Here is a 17,050-nt window from a genome sequence, read left to right as displayed (position 1 = left end):
GGGTCTGTTCGAGTTAGGCGATCGCTTTCATAAGCGATGCAGAGATTTGCAGGAGATCAAACATTGAGTGAAGTAGATAAAGGTTATGAGTTAAAAGTGCTGAAGATGGTAGCCAATAAATACCTAGACAAAACCATATTAGCTACGGAGGAAAGTCTTAAAGCACTTGAGGCTAATCGTGACCAAGTTGTGTGGGAGTTAGCCACGAGAATTTATAGCCAGAGTGGACATAAAGTTGAATTATCCACACTACGAGATGTAGTTAATTCTCGAATTGGAGATGTGAAATATCAGCTAGCTGCTGAAAAGGAGCGTATGGCTGAAGAAGCTCGGCGTGTTGCTGAAGAAAAAGCTGCTGAAGAAGCCCCTTTGCGTGACGAAATAACTAGAATAATGAGAGAACTTGGAATCGAGGAGAGCCAAGCTAATATCTTTGTTAAAGTTCGGAAAATAGTCAGTGAGCAATTAGAGGTAGATGAGAGTGAAGTGACTTTGGATAGTCATATCTCAAATGATTTGAACGCTGATGGGCTTGATACTATTGAGCTGGTGATGGCGCTAGAAGAGGAATTCGACATTGAAATACCAGAAGACCTGTTGGGGGAGGGTATTAAACAGCCTCTATCATATTTCAGTAGTTCTTCTGATAATCTAGTTGCAGTAGCTTGCACCGTCAGGGAACTCTTGATCTTTATTCACAAGAAAGTTTCATCTTAAACGGCATTGTTAAAATATCCAAAATATGACTTACTTCATTGATAAAATAGTCTCGCTTATCAATCCAGATTGTTTTATCAGTCAACTTGAGGAATTTCCAATCCGTTCCCGTAGTTACGGCTCCATAGCTACTTTTGATCGCCTTTCCATTCCGTTGATTAAATAATTTGGGCTGCAACCATTTCAGCTTTGTAGCTTGGTTTGCAAGCTTATTTTATCTACCGAGCCTCTTCATCTACCACATTGAAGCCTGTTACCATATTCTCAACAACTAGCTCAATATGTGTATGAAAATCAGAGCAATTATTCATCCAGCAGAAGAAGGTGGCTATTGGGCAGAGGTTCCTGCGTTTCCCGGTTGCATTACTGAAGGAGACACGATGGAGGAGGTGGTAGCTAATTTAAAGGACGCTATTGAAGGTTGGCTCGATGTTGCAAACAGTCGTGATGCAATTGAGTCAACAGATCAAATTGTCGAAATTGCTGTATGAAATCTATTTCTGGGAAGCGACTGTGCAAGATTGTGGAGCAAAAAGGTTGGGTTTTGCGAAGAATTACTAGCAGTCATCATATCTATGAAAACCCTGAAGTTGAACAAATCCTGTCAATTCCTGTTCACCGCAATCAAGATTTGAAAGTTGGAACGTTGAGAGCATTGATGAAAATAGCCCAGCTATCTGAGGAAGATTTACTGTGATTGTGAGTCTTTAAACGGTGTTATTAAAATACCTAAAAGATGACTCACTTCATTGATAAAATAATCTCGCTTATCAATCCAGATTGTTTTATTAGTTAACTTGAGGAATTTCCAATCCGTTCCCGTAGTTACGGCTCCATAGATACTTTCGATCGCATCTCCATTCCGTTGATTAAATAATTGAGCTGCAACCATTTGGGCAATACACTGTCCTAAGCCAGATTTAATACTTTCATTCTTAGCCTCTGCCAAAGTAACAACCGGAGTGCGAATTTCATAGGATTCTTTTGAGGCAGTAAGAATATAATCACAATATCCGCTTAAACCTGCTTGGAAATCGACATTAAACTCCGAGCCGGAGAAAAAGCCGATTTTAAAATTAAATATTCGCCTGATTTCTAATAAAACCGGAGCAATAATTAATTCTGAACGAGCCTTTTCTGTATTGATGGCAGTTGCCAAAAAAACATTCTCATTTAAGGTAGTCTGGAGATAAGAACTTGGCAAGACTTCTGGAAGATCAGTAAATAGATCGATAGATTCTTCAATGGTTAAACCAAAAGCTTCTCTAACTTTAGTTAAGGTTGTGAAATCACTGTATGCCATAAGCTAGAACTGTATAATTTAAATCAATTATAATGGCGAAGCTTTACTAGGCTGGCGATCGCTGTACTGTTAAATATCAAATACCTTCTAATTATTAGAAGTATCAGAAATGAGGAAAGATCAATTAGCCTGAAGGAGTAGCGCGATCGCTATCTTCAGTCACAAGGGAAGGCGATCGCTTATTCTGGCAAAAAGTTAGAATCCAAAACTTCTGCGGATGTGTAGGGAGATAATTGCGGAAATCTCTCTAATGGTAGTTCAGTTTCAGCGCTTGCTCGATCAACTGCATCTGAATAACATTCAACAAAGACTTCTTCAAGATAAGGCTTGAGGCTGGGAGAATCTTTTAGAGCTTCGCGAATGCGTCTACGATGCTCAACGATGCTACCTTTCCAGCTACCGCTTCTAAACTCTGGCTGATATTGCCACTTAAGTAAGTGAGTCAGGACAATAATAAGATTACTCTTTAGGCTCCTGCGCTCACTTCGTCCCATGTCCTCGATTTCTTCGATTAGATTTTCCCAGTCGATATTAGAGTAGTCTCTAACCCGTAACTTTTCTACAGTGGTTTTAATCCATTTCAGGTAGTCTGTCTCATACAAACTCTGCCGGTTAGCTTCTAGTTCTCTTGTCATAACCGTTTCCTCTCAAAGTACCGAACTAGCTGACACAAGACGTTTCCCAATGGATTGTCAGTAATATGGTAGCGATCGCACTCATCCAATCAGCCATAAGCAGCAAGGAAAGAGCGATAACTTCGTTAAGCTTCGCTAACGCATCCCTACTGAATGAGAATTACTGCCTCTTCCGCCTTGGTATTTAGAGCTTTTTTTAACTCTTGTCCAACTTTCCCAATCAGTTCGTCAAAAGCTTCCTGATTTTCTGTTAGTTGTTGTCTAAAAACCTTCTCTAATTCAGGTTTCATTTGCTCGCAGGTAGAGTCGATCTTGCTATCGCTCAAAAGAAGAGAACGGCTCCAACTCGGAACATCTACCTTTGTCTTAATTGCTTCTTGCGTTTTGCTGCGGGTGATCTCCACTCCGGCAGCAAGAACCGAGGCACCATAGACTAACACGATGGGCCAGGTCAAATGTCCGGTTAAAATTAGAGCGATGATGCTACCGACAGTCCCTCCACCAATCACTACATTGACGATAAACCCCACTGTCTCGGCAAGAATAGTGTCTCCAATTGATAGGTCTGGACTAACCACGTCAGGGTCGATACTTTCCTCAAATCTTAAACTACTTCTAGGTATCTGAAACTTTTGACAAATAGGATCGGTTTCTTCAGCTAATTCGGGTTGGATCTTGCTGTTAAACCAAGTGGCACATTGAGTATTAACAATTTGCCGAGCGCCAGGACTTTCGATCCACTGCTCCGCCTGCCTTTTCATAGAGTCTTCCAGGTCAGACAAAGTTCGTATTTTGTTGTTTTGCCAGTCTTTCAGACTTGGTTTAATTACATTTTCAATCAGACCATTTGAAAGTGGATTCGTCAGCAGTTCGATTAAATCTGGAATATGTCGTTTGATCAGCTCTTTTAACTTCTTTGAGTCAAATAGTTTATTGACCTCTTCTTTAAAGGCAGCAGCACGCAGATCCCATCTTCCTACCCGCGCTAAACCCAAGGCAATGCAACGTTCGGGTTCTGGATCGGGACGAACTTGAGTTTCCGGTTCCGGGAAGATTTCCTCGCAAATCTGGCGCGTAAATTTCATCCGAGATGCACCCCCAGTCATCAGCAAAAATTGCGGTACAAAGCCTTGTTTATCGAGCCTTTCTTTCGCCTCATTCACTGCTTCCCGGAAGGACTGAATCCAATTGCCGCCCAATTCAGGCAAGGGGTGGTTCAAGATTTCATCCATAATTGCTTTATTAACTTGAGGCACAAAGTAAATCTGTTCGTTGATCGACTCAAAGCCTCGTGCAAATGATTGTGGATGGCTGTATACCTGTTCGTTAGAAAAGTAATCTTCCTTAGCTTTGCGACAAGCAAGTTCGCAACGTGCTTGGTGATGGGGATATGCCTCCAATACTCGTTCGAGTAACGCCTTTTCTTCGTGGTTGGCGAGAGTCCGGGCAAAAATTGCTTTATCAATTAGGGAAGCTCCCAGAGCGTTACTTCCGAAATCTATCGGGATTTCGTGCAAACTCTTAACCAGAGTAAAATCCGTAGTCGAAGAGCCAATATCAACAATTAGCACCGACGATTTGAGTTTGTCATAAGAAAGCTTCCCGGCTTCCTTGGCTTGCATGAAAGCCGCCCGCGACTCTGGGACAACACTGAGTAAGGGAATACCTGATTCCTTCAGTAACTTTTGATATTCTTCTCGTTCGTCAACAGACCATCCTGAAGGACAGCCGACATAAAATTGGCTGGTTTCTCCACCTTCAATCTGTTTGCTTTCTTTCAAAAGGCGGTAGTAGGTTTCTATAAAATTGCGGAGTGTTTCTCTGTAATTTGGATCGTTATGAGGTTTTTGCTTAAAAGCGATTTTAAGCTGAGTAACACCCGCTTGAATTAATGCTTGTTCTCCAATTAGATAACCGATATCGGGATGCCAACCCAGTGCTGTGATTTGAATTTTCTTATTATTAACCTCAAGCATCTCTGGAGGCTCGATACTCTCTACTCTTGCTTTCGCGATCGCTGTTTCACCGTGCCCTAGATCGAATCCGATTGTTTCTAAAACTTGCATTGTTATACTTTCCGCTAATCAACCATGTACAACTTTCCGAATAATTCCCCTATTTTTAAGCAGGGCTAGGGGGATTTTCCCTTGTTAGCTGAGAGTTTTGATCCCCCCAACCCCCCTTGGAAAGGGGGGCTAAGAAAAAAGGGAAATACTGTCTAAATGAAGACTTTGCGGCTACATACAGCCACGACGACAAGACATCTTACTCTCTAGCCTGGGAGTAGGCTGGCTGAATAACTCGACCGCGTCGGAGCAAGCGATCGCCTTTAAACAAAGCGGGAGTTATCGTTACATAGTCTTTAGCGGTAGGATCGATACTTGGCTCGAAGTCAAAATACTCGCGATCGCGATGAGTATCGTTCGCTTGGTAAATCTGAACCCGAATTCCCTGCTCCATTAAAATCTGTGGCAGCAGTTTGGTGAGTTCAAGCGACATCTGGGGTTTCTCTAGAATTGACGCACCCATTAGTCTCTGAAGCAGATTCAACAGTTCTGGTAGCTCTTCTATTCCACTAGCGTCGAGCGGTTTTTTCACTTCCTCAGTCCGGGCGACTGCCAAATCAATGGTGTTCAGAGCATCGGTAAGGTTGTCCAGAAAGACTTGGCTATCGACCCGGATGCTCGGCTGGGGCGCTTCTACAAGTTGAAGAGAGACTGCACGATTGGCGCGATCGCGTTTGTCGATTTGGGACACCACTTCTAGTCCAACCAGCAGAGACACCAGTAAGATATCCATCCAAACTCCTGGCTCATCTGAAGTCAAGGAGAATAGTGAATCTAAAATACCTATACAGATGAGTCCCTGTAGCACTTTCAAGATTAAGCTTTTGGGAGAAAAGCTTGGGGCTTGGTTAACACTTTGCTGAGGCTCTAGCTCCGAAACTTTCGTCTCATTGGCTGCGGTAAGAGTCCCCAAGGACTGGCGCAGCGTCTCCAGAAATAGGGAAGCTAGACGTACCTGAGCGACGTTTAACTCGCCCACGTAACTGCTCTGAATATTATCGAGTCGCTTTTGAACCAGCTTAACGACCTGCTCCGGGCTAGTTGCCTTATCGATCTCTGTCTGAACTTCGCTCCGTTCTTTGCTAAAAAGTGTATATAGTGTTTTCATCGCAAATTAAGACTTCAGCGTTGCTAAAATATTGAACGATCGGTTATCTTACTAAAATTTTATGTAAATGCTTGAAGCTAGTTTTACAAATTTGTTTTTATGAGGCATTTTTATGGTTGGGAAGGTTATCAATATTTTTTTGAGAATCCCCTTTGTTGAATTTACTTAAAGAGTGACCAGGTTAATCTAAAACTTTCTGCCTACCTTGATACTTTTCTATCTATAGCAATCCTATTTGATTTGCGAAACCCTGTAGAGACGCGATTAATCGCGTCTCTACACTTAGGCGAATACTCGCGCACAACTCAAATAGGATTGCTATATAATAACTCGGTAAGGGATATTGCTATTTTTCTTACCGTGAAAAAGTTCTTAGAGAAGTTTTTTAGACGGTACTTACTCTAAAGATAACTTTTACGACTGATTCCAACTTCTATCCTAAGGAACAGCGCGATCGCTCTCAGGAGAACTAGCGCCAGGAATCTTACTTGAATGGTGAGCCAGAGTTTAGATTCCCGACTTCTTAAAGAAGTCGGGAATCTCGCATTCACGAAAAGAAGTCGAGAACCTCGCATTCACGAATTATTTAGGACTGCTATAGCTAATTGGAACAGCAGAAGCGTTCAAAACTGGCAGTAATTTAACGCCGTATTCTGCCTCAAAAACGTCTTTTTTATAACCTAAACTCCAGAGTTCTAAAGCGCAATCATCATCGGGTTGAGTTGGTTTTAGGTGGAGCTGAAGTTCTTTAGTTTCCGCGTTGTATTCGCACTGCACTTGCTGAACTGCTCCAATTTGTCTCCGATCGAGAGCAACTGCTAATCTGAGCAAAGCACTCAACTGAGCAACGATCTGCCGATGCTTTTTTGTCGGCAGATTTTGATAGTTATCGTGCTTTTTCTTCGGCGCACTCTTGCGGTGATAACGGGCTAAATTCGCAATCACATCTATTTCGGCTTCCGTATAGCCTAAAAGTTCACCGTTGCGAATTAAGTAAAAAGAGTGTTTGTGGTGGGAAGAATGACTGATATGGTGTCCGCAATTGTGTAAAACTGCGGCTGCCCAGAGTAGTTCCCGTTCTTCTGAACCCCAGTGGTGGAGGATACCTTGGGTTTGGTCAAATAAGCTAAGGGCAAATTCTGCAACTCGCTGACTGTATTCTAAATTAACGCCGTATTTGCGGGCGGTTTTGATTACATTACGCTCGCGCACAGAACTTTGGTAGCGCAGCTTGTCTTCTATTAAGCCGTGAGAAAGCATCCAATCGACGATGACTCCTTCCCGGAGACTCCGTTCGCAGACCGTTAGCGATTCAATGCCCAGCAGCGTCATCGCTTCTTGTAAAATAACCGCCCCGGCAACAATAATTTCTGACCGCCGCTCCGACATTCCCGGAATTGTAGCGCGTTCTGAATAATTAAGCCTTCGCAAGCGATTAATTAAATCTCTGAGGTCTTTGAGATTCATCTGGTAGCCATTCAGTGAAAAGGGGTTAGTACCCAGATGTTCTCGCGCGTGCATCGTCACCAGCGTCTCAATCGTCCCGGAAGTTCCCACTAAACGCGGCTGTTCCCCCGGTTGGAGAACTGCCCGCAATTCCTCGACGGCTCGTTCTAGCTGTCCGCGCACATAAGCTTGTAGGTACTGAAATTCGCCGATGCTGATGGGGTCGGTGGCGATCAATTCTGCGGTTAGTCGGACTGCACCGACTTTGGTGCTGCTGAGCGATCGCGGTTCGTGACTATCCCCTAAAATTAACTCCGTCGAACCGCCGCCAATGTCAATAATGATGTGGGGATGGTTGTTTAATTCCATCCCCGACAGCACGCCTAAGTAAATTCTCCGGGCTTCTTCTTGACCGGAAATGAGGTTGACAGACAAGCCTAAGTCTGTTTCTACTTGTTTTAAAAAGTCTCGCCCGTTGGGGGCTTCTCTTACCGCGCTAGTTGCCACGGCGATAATCTGTTCGGCGTTGAGACTGTTGGCAATTCCCTGGAAGCGGCGCAGGGCTGCGATCGCTCGTTCCATTGCTTCCGGTGTCAGATTGCCCGTCTTTTTATCGCGATCGCCCAGCCTCACCGTGTCTTTTTCTCGATCAATAATCGAAAAAGCAGGCAGCTTTGGTTGAATTTGCACGACCACCATGTGCAGGGAATTGGTACCCAAGTCAATCGCAGCCAGAATCCGATCTCGATCCACACTAGGAGTGGAAACACCCGCAGAATTATCTTTAGCGTTGGCAACTAAATTGACCATTTCGATGTATCCAGGGTTGCTTTCCCCAGCCGAGATTTGATGAATAAGGATATTCTATAGGGGATAAAGATGTGATTAATGATATTTCTGGATACTCATTTTTCTAGACCATGCTCACCCAGCAAGAACCCAAAGAAACAGAACCCACTTGGCTGACGATCGTCCGGCTTTTGAGATGGGATAAGCCAGCGGGACGCCTGATATTGATGATTCCGGCACTATGGGCGGTCTTTCTGGCGGCAGGAGGAAAGCCACCGTTGCCGCTGGTAGGCGTGATTGTACTAGGTACTTTAGCGACCAGTGCTGCCGGGTGCGTTGTCAATGATTTGTGGGATCGGGATATCGATCCGCAAGTAGAAAGAACGCGATCGCGTCCCCTCGCCTCTCGCGCTTTGTCTGTCAAAACCGGCATCGTCGTCGCCTTGATAGCAATGAGTTGCGCTGGGGTTCTCGCACTCTACCTCAATCCCCTCACTTTCGGGTTGTGTGTGGCGGCAGTTCCCGTAATTATCTTCTACCCCACCGCCAAGCGCATCTTTCCAGTGCCTCAGCTAGTGCTGTCGATTGCTTGGGGTTTTGGCGTGCTGATTAGCTGGAGTGCTGTAACTGCCAAGCTAGAAGAACCCACCTGGATTTTATGGGGCGCGACGGTACTCTGGACACTCGGATTTGACACCGTTTATGCCATGTCAGATCGGGAAGATGACCAGCGGATTGGCATTAATTCCAGCGCTTTGTTCTTTGGCAATTATGCTGCTGAAGCTGTTGGCGTTTTTTTCACCGGCACGGTTATTTTACTTGAATGGCTGGCAATTGTTATGGATCTAAAGCTAAGTTTTTGGTTCGCTTTGAGTTTTGCAACCTTAGCCTGGATTTGGCAATATTCTCAACTCAGCCAAAAAGATATCCCGACGCCAGTATATGGTGAAACTTTTCGCCAAAATGTTTGGATCGGCTTTATTTTACTGGCTGGAATGATTGCTGGTTCTCTTCGTTAATCGTTAGTCTTTTTTTACGCAAAGGTACGCAGAGGTTTACGCTTTCGGTACGCAAAGAGGAAATATCGATTGATCGTCTTTTTATAATAGCAATTCACTTTGTTGATGCTACACTTGCAATTCTTATTTTGCCCCCTTAAAAACTGCTGTTGGGTGAAACTATATAACTTTGCGTACCGAAAGCGCGAACCTCTGCGTACCTTTGCGTTTAATAAAAAATTAGCTTGTAAGTTTTTTATGAGAAAAACCATAATTGGCGTCATGGGACCAGGAGTCAACGCCACAGAAACCGACTTAGAAAACGCTTATGAACTCGGTCAATTAATCGCCCAAGAGGGATGGGTTTTGCTGACTGGTGGCAGAAATGCTGGTGTGATGGATGCGGCGAGTAAAGGTGCAAAAGCTGTCAATGGTTTAACAATTGGCATTCTTCCCACTAACGATACCAGCGCTGTTTCTGATGCCGTAGATATTGCGATTGTTACCGATATGGGAAATGGGAGAAACAATATTAATGTCCTTTCTTCTGATGTTGTGATTGCCTGTGGCATGGGTGCGGGAACGGCTTCGGAAATTGCCCTGGCTTTGAAGAACTATAAAAAAGTGATTTTATTAACGAATCATTCAGAAAGTAAAGTTTTTTTCCAAAGCTTGTCTGAAAACCATATTTTGATTGCCAATACTCCAGCAGCGGCAATCGAAATTGTGAGAAAAGCTTTGACTCGCTATTAATTATCTCTTTGGATAGATGCAATAGAGATAAGTTAGTGAAAAGTGGCATAGAAATTCGCACAAAGCGTTGATTTTGGCTGTTTCTCGACTTTTAAGGTACAATCCAGTGGTTAAGTTTTATATCGCCAGCGATCGCAACCTCGATCTGGCGAGACTTATATCATTAAGAAGAAAAAAACTTCTTCATTAGTTTTAAGCTAGAAAGCAGTTAGCAGAGGATTGAACACAATGGCATTTGAACTACCCCCTTTACCTTACGCTCAAGACGCTCTAGAGCCGTCTGGTATGTCGGCGCGGACACTTGAGTTCCATTACGGCAAGCATCACGCTGCTTACGTGAACACTCTCAACAACCTGGTTAAGGACACGGAACTAGCCGACAAGTCGCTCGAAGAAATCATCAAGGCAACCTACAAAGCTTCAGACAAAGCTGCTGTATTCAACAACGCTGCTCAGGTGTGGAATCATACCTTCTATTGGAATGGCATCAAACCGAATGGAGGCGGCAATCCTAGTGGCGAATTAGCGGAAAAGATTAACGCTAGCTTCGGTAGCCTCGACAAATTCAAAGAAGAGTTCAAAAACGCCGGAGGCACCCAATTCGGTAGCGGCTGGGCTTGGCTGATCGAGGATGGTGACACCCTGAAAGTAATCAAGTCTCCGAACGCGGAAAACCCGATTGCCTACGGACAAACTCCCTTACTGACGATGGATGTTTGGGAACACGCCTACTATCTAGATTACCAGAATAGCCGTCCAAACTTCATGCAGAACTTTGTTGACCACTTGATCAACTGGGACTTTGTTGCCCAAAATTTAGCGACGGCTGCTTAAATAACTGCTGATGTTTAAGCTACGTCAAATTTAATCATCTTGAAAACAGCCACGTTTTTAGTAGTGGCTGTTTTTTTATGCTCTGTAAACTTGGGCTGCCTGTATCTTTAAAGAAGGTAAAATTTCCACCAGATAAATTATGAATAGTAAAGAGCTAGCGCAATACATCGAAGCAACAGATAGCATCTCTAAGTCTTGGCTATTAGTGCAATTGCGGCTAAAGAAACTACAAGAACGCCGCCCGACGATCTCTCCAGAGGAATATGTCCAAGAATTAGCAGATATTCACCGAGATTTGATGAATCTAGGTGAGTGGTGGCGGGAAAGGGAAGATGAGGTATTTGGTTGAAAAAACTCATCGAATTGCTATCGTCCGATGGGCATAGGCTTGGCGACCAGTGCTGGTGTCTCAGGCTAAAGAAGGGCGTAGCGATCGCTAACTGAAGCCTGCCTTGAGAGAATAAACCTATGGCTTTTGCATGAGGTCACTATACTTAACGCCTTTCTGTGGATAGGGTTTGGGTCATCTAAGTCAGGATACGATGAATTAATAACACAGCCAGAGTTAAGATGAGCGCATTTTAAAAATCAGGACTTACGCAAAGCTTATACATATAGAGTTTTGTAGGGGCAATCCCCCTGTGGTTGCCATTACTATGTGGTGATGTGCGGCGAGTCCTGAAAATGAATGGTAAAGCAATCAGCGCGAATCTGCGCTCAATTCAGATGGAATTAACTGGTTGGTGTTGCAAGTAACAATGAATACCTGCCTGCCTCCCTCCCATTAGAATATATGTCAAAAGCGAAAAAGACCTCAGCCACACAAGATAATATTGACCCAAACCATCCGCAGTACTATTTCAACCGAGAACTCAGCTGGTTGGAGTTTAACAATCGAGTTTTGCATGAAGCGATCGATCCTCGGACGCCGCTACTAGAACGTCTGAAATTCATGGGGATTTTCAGCGCCAACTTCGACGAATACTTCATGGTGCGCGTCGCTGCTCTTAAGCAACAGGTGGAAGCAAAGGTGAGCCAGCTGACGCCCGATGGTCGGACGCCCAGCGACCAGCTAGAAGAGATTAGCGTGTCCGCACGACCCCTAGTAACGCAACAGAATCAACACTTTGAGAAGGCATTGCGACCCTTGATGACCGCGCAAGGCATTCATCTTCTAGACTACGTGGATTTGAACCAGGAACAGCGGGCTTACCTGCAAAACTATTTTGAAGAGCAAATTTTCCCAGTTCTGACCCCCTTGGCTGTTGATCCCAGCCATCCTTTTCCCTATATGTCCAACCTCAGCCTGAATCTGGCTGTGGTGGTCAAAGACCCGGACACGGGTGAAGAACTGTTTGCCAGGGTGAAAGTACCAAAAGTTTTACCTCGATTTTTGCCCTTACGGTTAGAATCCGGGCTGGGAAGTCGGTCGTCTGCACTCGAAGAGGAACGATTCCGGAATGAACGGCTGATTTGGATGGGTGTGCCCCTAGAACAGGTGATTGCCCATAATCTAGAGTCGCTGTTTCCGGGGATGAATATTCAGGAATATCACCCCTTCCGAATCACCCGCAATGCAGATTTGGAGGTGGAAGAGGATGAAGCCGACGATCTGATGCTGGCGATTGAGCAAGAACTGCGTAAACGTCGGGTGGGTGGTTCGGCGGTACGGATGGAAATTCAAGCTTCCATGCCCGAATCGGTGAAAGGGATGCTGAGGCGGGAACTGGGGCTGTTGGAGCGGGATGTTTACGAGGTGGACGGGCTATTGGGGCTGGCAGATTTGATGTACTTCATGCAATTGCCACTCCCGGAACTGAAAGATCCTGTGTGGACGCCAGGGATACCTCCACGCCTGCGACGCTTGAGCGAACCGGATCTGGATGAGGGAGAAGATATTTTCTCGGTAATTCGCACCGCAGATTTGATGGTTCACCATCCTTATCAATCTTTTGGGGGAACGGTACAGCGCTTCATTACCCAGGCGGCGATCGATCCAAATGTGCTGGCGATTAAAATGACCCTCTACCGAACATCGGGGGACTCGCCGATTCTCAATGCGCTAATTACAGCGGCTGAGCATGGCAAGCAGGTGGCGGTTCTGGTGGAACTGAAAGCCCGTTTTGATGAAGAGAATAATATCAACTGGGCACGTAAGTTAGAACAAGCGGGTGTTCATGTGGTCTATGGTTTGGTGGGTTTAAAGACGCACACCAAAGTGGTTTTGGTGGTACGCCGCGAAGAAAACCAGATTCGCCGGTATGTCCACATCGGCACGGGTAACTATAATCCCAAAACAGCTCGGATTTATACAGATTTGGGGCTGTTAAGCTGCCGCGAAGACTTGGGGGCGGATTTGACGGATTTATTTAATTACTTGACGGGTTATTCGCGGCAACGGTCTTACCGCAAGCTGTTGGTAGCCCCAGTGAATTGTCGCGATCGCTTTGTGAGTTTGATCCGCCGCGAGATAGAACATTGCCATCATGGCAAAAGCGGTCGAATTGTCGCCAAAATGAATTCCCTGACAGACCCCCAAATCATCGCTACGCTTTACGAAGCCAGCCTCGCTGGGGTAAAAATCGATTTGATTATACGCGGAATTTGCTGTTTGCGACCCGGTTTGGAAGGGGTGAGTGAAAATATCCGGGTAATTAGCGTTGTCGGGCGCTTTCTAGAACACTCGCGGATTTTTTACTTTCAAAATGCTGGCAGCGAGGAAGTTTATCTTGGCAGTGCTGATTGGATGCGCCGCAACTTGGATCGACGGGTGGAAGCGATCGCGCCAGTAGAAGATCCCGAAATTTCTAAAGATTTACAAGAAATCTTAGGCATTATGCTCGCAGATAACCGTCAAGCCTGGGATTTACAACCAGATGGTCGTTACATTCAACGTCACCCCAGTGAGAAGGAAAGAGAACAAAGTGCCCAGAAAATTTTGATGGAAATGGCACTGCAATAGATAAGTTGTAGGGGCAGTGCCTTGTGCCTGCCCCTACTTTTTCCTAATTATCCACGACCCCTACCACCGATTACCGCTCCCCCCCTTGCCAACTGCCCCAGACCGTCCGACACTGGTTTTGGGAGTTGACTGGCAATCGAGAGGTTTGAAGTGAAAAAAGTTCTAAGCATCATTCTCGGAGGTGGCGCTGGCACCCGCCTTTACCCACTGACCAAGCTGCGAGCTAAACCAGCCGTGCCTCTGGCAGGAAAGTATCGCCTAATCGATATTCCCGTCAGCAATTGCATTAACTCAGAGATTTACAAAATCTACGTCCTGACGCAATTTAATTCAGCTTCCCTCAATCGCCATATCGCCCGTGCCTACAGTTTTGCTGGCTTCACAGAAGGGTTTGTGGAGGTGCTAGCCGCCCAGCAAACGCCAGAAAACCCCAACTGGTTCCAAGGCACTGCCGATGCTGTCCGCCAGTATCTCTGGCTGTTGGATGAGTGGAACGTTGATGAGTACCTGATTTTGTCAGGAGATCATCTGTACCGCATGGACTATCGCCAGTTCGTGCAACGCCACCGCGACACCAATGCCGATATCACCCTCTCCGTTGTGCCAATGGATGAGCGACGGGCGTCCGATTTTGGCTTAATGAAAATTGATGACACCGGACGGGTGATCGATTTCAGCGAAAAGCCCAAAGGTGATGCTCTGAGGAGTATGCAAGTCGATACGACTACGCTGGGATTGAGTCCGGAAGAAGCGAAGAAAAATCCCTACATCGCCTCAATGGGGATTTATGTCTTCAAAAAAGAGGTGCTGATGCAGCTGCTGCAAAGTAACCAAGAGAGAACCGATTTTGGTAAGGAGATTATTCCGGCTTCGGCGCAGGATTTTAATGTCCAAGCTTATTTATTTAATGACTACTGGGAAGATATTGGAACGATGGAGTCGTTCTATGAAGCGAACCTGGCTCTCACCAGGCAACCGCAGCCGCCTTTTAGTTTCTACGATGAGGATGCTCCAATTTACACTCGCGCTCGTTACTTACCGCCCAGTAAGCTATTAGATTGTCAGATCACCGAGTCGATTATTGGGGAAGGCTGCATCCTGAAAGAATGTCGGATTGAGCATTCAGTTTTGGGAGTGCGATCGCGCATTGAATCTGGTTGCTTAATTGAAGACTCCCTGGTTATGGGTGCCGACTTATACCAACCCTTCGCCGAACGACAAGCTCACTGTGAAGACGGTAAAGTTCCCTTGGGGATTGGTTCAGGCACCCGGATTCGCCGCGCCATCATTGACAAAAACGCCCACATTGGTTGCAATGTGCAAATCATCAACAAAGACAGGATAGAAGAAGCCGAGCGCGAAAGCGAAGGTTTCTACATCCGCAGCGGCATTGTTGTGGTACTGAAAAATGCCTTGATTCCGGATGGAACCATCATTTAGGATGGGAATTAGTACGGGGAATTGTTAATTGGGAAAGAGTTTTAAATAGAGACGCGATTCGGGAGCATCCCGATGGCAGCAAATATACGCCCACAGGCTAGAAGCCTGGGGCTAGAAGAACGAAGCCTGACGAGAGCAGGCTTTGTTTGTTTAGCCGCGAATGCGAGTCGTCGGACATTTTTACTTCCCAACACCGAAACATGACTCGATTAATTCTCCTAATTGGGTTGCCCGGTAGCGGCAAATCTTCTCTGGCGCAACAGCTAGTAGCAGAATGCCCTCTGCATCGGCTGATTGCCACAGACGCTATCCGGGAACAACTTTTTGGGGATGAAGCGATTCAAGGGTCGTGGCTGTTGGTGTGGGGCGAGGTACAGCGCCAATTAAGCCAAGCCGTTGAGGAGAAAAGACAAGCGATTTACGACGCTACGAATGCGGCTCGTAAACATCGACGAGAAGCGATCGCCACTTCTCGCGATCGCGGTTTTACCCAGATTACCGGCTTGTGGCTAGATACGCCAGTGCAGGAATGTCTGGAAAGGAATCGATTGCGATCGCGCCAAGTCCCTGAAGAAGTCATTTTACAGATGCACCGACAACTGGTAGAAGCACCGCCGACCCTTGCTGATGGATTAGATCGCTTAATCCGTTATTCAGCAGCAAGTACGGAAATCGCGATCGCATCGGTGCGGACAAGCCGAACTCATATTCATTGACTGATTTGATACCCTAGCTCTGTGAAGGTAAAAAATAAAACTTAAACTAAATTTTTAGACGAGAGGAGGCAGGTTAATGGCTGCGACCGATTTTAAAGACTATTACGCCATCCTGGGAGTCAGTAAAACCGCCAGTGCCGATGAAATCAAAAAAGTCTACCGGCGACTGGCACGAAAGTACCACCCTGACATGAACCCTGGCAACAAAGAAGCTGAAGCTCGCTTCAAGGAAGTCAGCGAAGCCTACGAAGTGCTATCCGACCCAGAAAAACGTAAAAAGTACGATCAGTTCGGACAGTACTGGAAACAAGTCGGGGAAGGATCGCCCTATCCAGGCGGAGTTAACGTTGATTTTGGTGGCTTTGACTTTAGCCAGTACGGCAGTTTTGACGAATTTGTCAACGATCTACTGGGCGGCTTAGGGGGTGCCAGTGCCCGCCCTGGCAGTCGTGCTGGACGCCGCACCACTTATCGCACTTCCACAGGCTCCACTGGGTATACAGACTTTGGCGGGTATTCTGGCTTCGATCAGCAGCCTCCAGGAGCCGCCGATCGAGAAGCCGTCATCAAACTCAGCCTCTCAGAGGCTTTTCACGGCGTCCAGAAGCGTTTAGATTTAGGCAATGAAGCCATTGACGTTCGGATTCCCCCTGGCGCTAAACAAGGCAGTCGCATTCGCATCAAAGGCAAAGGCTCAGTCAGTCCATACACTCAGCAGCGGGGTGACTTGTACTTAACTGTGGAACTGCTGCCTCACTCGTTCTTCCAATTTGATGGCGATAATCTGGTCTGCGAAGTGCCGGTAACGCCAGATGAAGCCGTGTTGGGGGCACCCGTGGAAGTGCCGACGCCGGATGGTTCTGTCACCGTCAACGTTCCCCCTGGTGTCCGTTCGGGACAATCTCTGCGGCTGCGCGGCAAAGGCTGGCCCAACCCCAAAGGCGGACGTTCTGACCAGCTGGTGAAGATTCTGATTGTGACGCCGAAAGAACTTAGTCCGAACGAACGAGAATATTACGAGAAAATCCGGGAGAGCCGCACCTTCAATCCCCGCAGCAATTTGCCGCAGGTACGGCTGTAGACTTTATACAAGCTTCCCATCTGAACCCCACCCCCTGCCCCTTTCCCGCCAAGAGGCAGGGGGATTTGATTTAGGCAGGACTTACGCAAAGCTTATACATAGGGCTTGCTGAATAAGTCGGAAAAGATCACACTCTAGAGCTTGTCTGGCCGAAAAAAGGTGGTTAGGTGCAAGAAAAACAGCTAAAATAGCTCAAAACCCT

At 46.1% G+C, this 17,050-nt stretch carries 17 protein-coding genes; 12 read left to right on the top strand and 5 right to left on the bottom strand.

Annotated elements, in window-relative coordinates; all coding sequences use genetic code 11:
• The first annotated feature begins 63 nt into the window (after positions 1-63).
• The 3 genes from acpP to ACFW2W_RS14385 all read left to right on the top strand — a co-directional run bounded on the left by acpP (position 64) and on the right by ACFW2W_RS14385 (position 1,414).
• Positions 64-717, top strand: a complete 654-nt coding sequence (gene acpP, locus ACFW2W_RS14395; protein WP_378179148.1) for an acyl carrier protein — start codon at positions 64-66, stop codon at positions 715-717.
• A 287-nt stretch (positions 718-1,004) separates the two neighbouring features.
• Positions 1,005-1,208, top strand: coding sequence for a type II toxin-antitoxin system HicB family antitoxin (locus ACFW2W_RS14390; protein ID WP_378179145.1), 204 nt, complete (start codon positions 1,005-1,007; stop codon positions 1,206-1,208).
• Positions 1,205-1,414 (top strand): type II toxin-antitoxin system HicA family toxin, encoded by a 210-nt coding sequence (locus ACFW2W_RS14385; RefSeq protein WP_378179142.1) that lies wholly within the window; start codon positions 1,205-1,207, stop codon positions 1,412-1,414. The genes ACFW2W_RS14390 and ACFW2W_RS14385 overlap by 4 nt, the downstream gene beginning before the upstream one ends.
• Here the strand turns inward: ACFW2W_RS14385 and ACFW2W_RS14380 are convergent.
• The 5 genes from ACFW2W_RS14380 to ACFW2W_RS14360 all read right to left on the bottom strand — a co-directional run bounded on the left by ACFW2W_RS14380 (position 1,406) and on the right by ACFW2W_RS14360 (position 8,085).
• Positions 1,406-2,020, bottom strand: a complete 615-nt coding sequence (locus ACFW2W_RS14380) for a hypothetical protein (RefSeq protein ID WP_378179139.1) — start codon at positions 2,018-2,020, stop codon at positions 1,406-1,408. The two genes, ACFW2W_RS14385 and ACFW2W_RS14380, sit on opposite strands and share 9 nt — an antisense overlap.
• A gap of 179 nt (positions 2,021-2,199) precedes the next feature.
• The gene (locus ACFW2W_RS14375; protein ID WP_378179136.1) at positions 2,200-2,655 is read right to left on the bottom strand and encodes a DUF29 domain-containing protein; all 456 of its coding nucleotides are present in this window, start codon (positions 2,653-2,655) and stop codon (positions 2,200-2,202) included.
• A 146-nt stretch (positions 2,656-2,801) separates the two neighbouring features.
• Positions 2,802-4,721, bottom strand: coding sequence for an Hsp70 family protein (locus ACFW2W_RS14370; protein ID WP_378179133.1), 1,920 nt, complete (start codon positions 4,719-4,721; stop codon positions 2,802-2,804).
• A gap of 199 nt (positions 4,722-4,920) precedes the next feature.
• Complete coding sequence (locus ACFW2W_RS14365; RefSeq protein WP_378179130.1) at positions 4,921-5,829, bottom strand: hypothetical protein; 909 nt, start codon at positions 5,827-5,829, stop codon at positions 4,921-4,923.
• Positions 5,830-6,411: 582 nt separating this feature from the next.
• On the bottom strand, positions 6,412-8,085 hold the full coding sequence (locus ACFW2W_RS14360) for a Ppx/GppA phosphatase family protein (RefSeq protein ID WP_378179127.1): 1,674 nt from the start codon (positions 8,083-8,085) through the stop codon (positions 6,412-6,414).
• A 110-nt stretch (positions 8,086-8,195) separates the two neighbouring features.
• On the opposite strand from ACFW2W_RS14360, the gene ACFW2W_RS14355 reads away from it, so the two are divergent.
• The 9 genes from ACFW2W_RS14355 to ACFW2W_RS14315 all read left to right on the top strand — a co-directional run bounded on the left by ACFW2W_RS14355 (position 8,196) and on the right by ACFW2W_RS14315 (position 16,848).
• Complete coding sequence (locus ACFW2W_RS14355) at positions 8,196-9,083, top strand: 4-hydroxybenzoate solanesyltransferase (RefSeq protein WP_378179124.1); 888 nt, start codon at positions 8,196-8,198, stop codon at positions 9,081-9,083.
• A gap of 237 nt (positions 9,084-9,320) precedes the next feature.
• Entirely contained in the window at positions 9,321-9,815 is a 495-nt protein-coding gene (locus tag ACFW2W_RS14350) for a TIGR00725 family protein (protein ID WP_378179121.1), read from the top strand.
• 228 nt (positions 9,816-10,043) lie between these two features.
• Entirely contained in the window at positions 10,044-10,649 is a 606-nt protein-coding gene (locus ACFW2W_RS14345) for a superoxide dismutase (protein ID WP_378179118.1), read from the top strand.
• 139 nt (positions 10,650-10,788) lie between these two features.
• Positions 10,789-10,998 carry a hypothetical protein gene (locus ACFW2W_RS14340; RefSeq protein ID WP_378179115.1) on the top strand — a complete coding sequence of 70 codons (210 nt, stop codon included), beginning with the start codon at positions 10,789-10,791 and terminating at the stop codon, positions 10,996-10,998.
• A 444-nt stretch (positions 10,999-11,442) separates the two neighbouring features.
• Complete coding sequence (gene ppk1 / locus ACFW2W_RS14335) at positions 11,443-13,611, top strand: polyphosphate kinase 1 (protein ID WP_378179111.1); 2,169 nt, start codon at positions 11,443-11,445, stop codon at positions 13,609-13,611.
• A 150-nt stretch (positions 13,612-13,761) separates the two neighbouring features.
• Entirely contained in the window at positions 13,762-15,051 is a 1,290-nt protein-coding gene (locus ACFW2W_RS14330; protein WP_378179108.1) for a glucose-1-phosphate adenylyltransferase, read from the top strand.
• A gap of 72 nt (positions 15,052-15,123) precedes the next feature.
• Entirely contained in the window at positions 15,124-15,255 is a 132-nt protein-coding gene (locus tag ACFW2W_RS14325) for a hypothetical protein (protein ID WP_378179105.1), read from the top strand.
• Entirely contained in the window at positions 15,252-15,767 is a 516-nt protein-coding gene (locus ACFW2W_RS14320) for an AAA family ATPase (RefSeq protein ID WP_378179102.1), read from the top strand. Before ACFW2W_RS14325 ends, ACFW2W_RS14320 begins: the two co-directional genes overlap by 4 nt.
• Before the next feature lie 76 nt (positions 15,768-15,843).
• On the top strand, positions 15,844-16,848 hold the full coding sequence (locus ACFW2W_RS14315) for a DnaJ C-terminal domain-containing protein (protein ID WP_378179099.1): 1,005 nt from the start codon (positions 15,844-15,846) through the stop codon (positions 16,846-16,848).
• The last annotated feature ends 202 nt before the right edge of the window (positions 16,849-17,050 follow it).

Origin of the sequence: Coleofasciculus sp. H7-2 (genome assembly GCF_042747725.1) — a bacterium.
In the GTDB taxonomy this organism is placed as follows: Bacteria; Cyanobacteriota; Cyanobacteriia; order Cyanobacteriales; family FACHB-T130; genus FACHB-T130.
The sequence above is the reverse complement of the archived record's forward strand: the minus strand, read 5'-3'. Positions and strand labels throughout refer to the sequence as shown.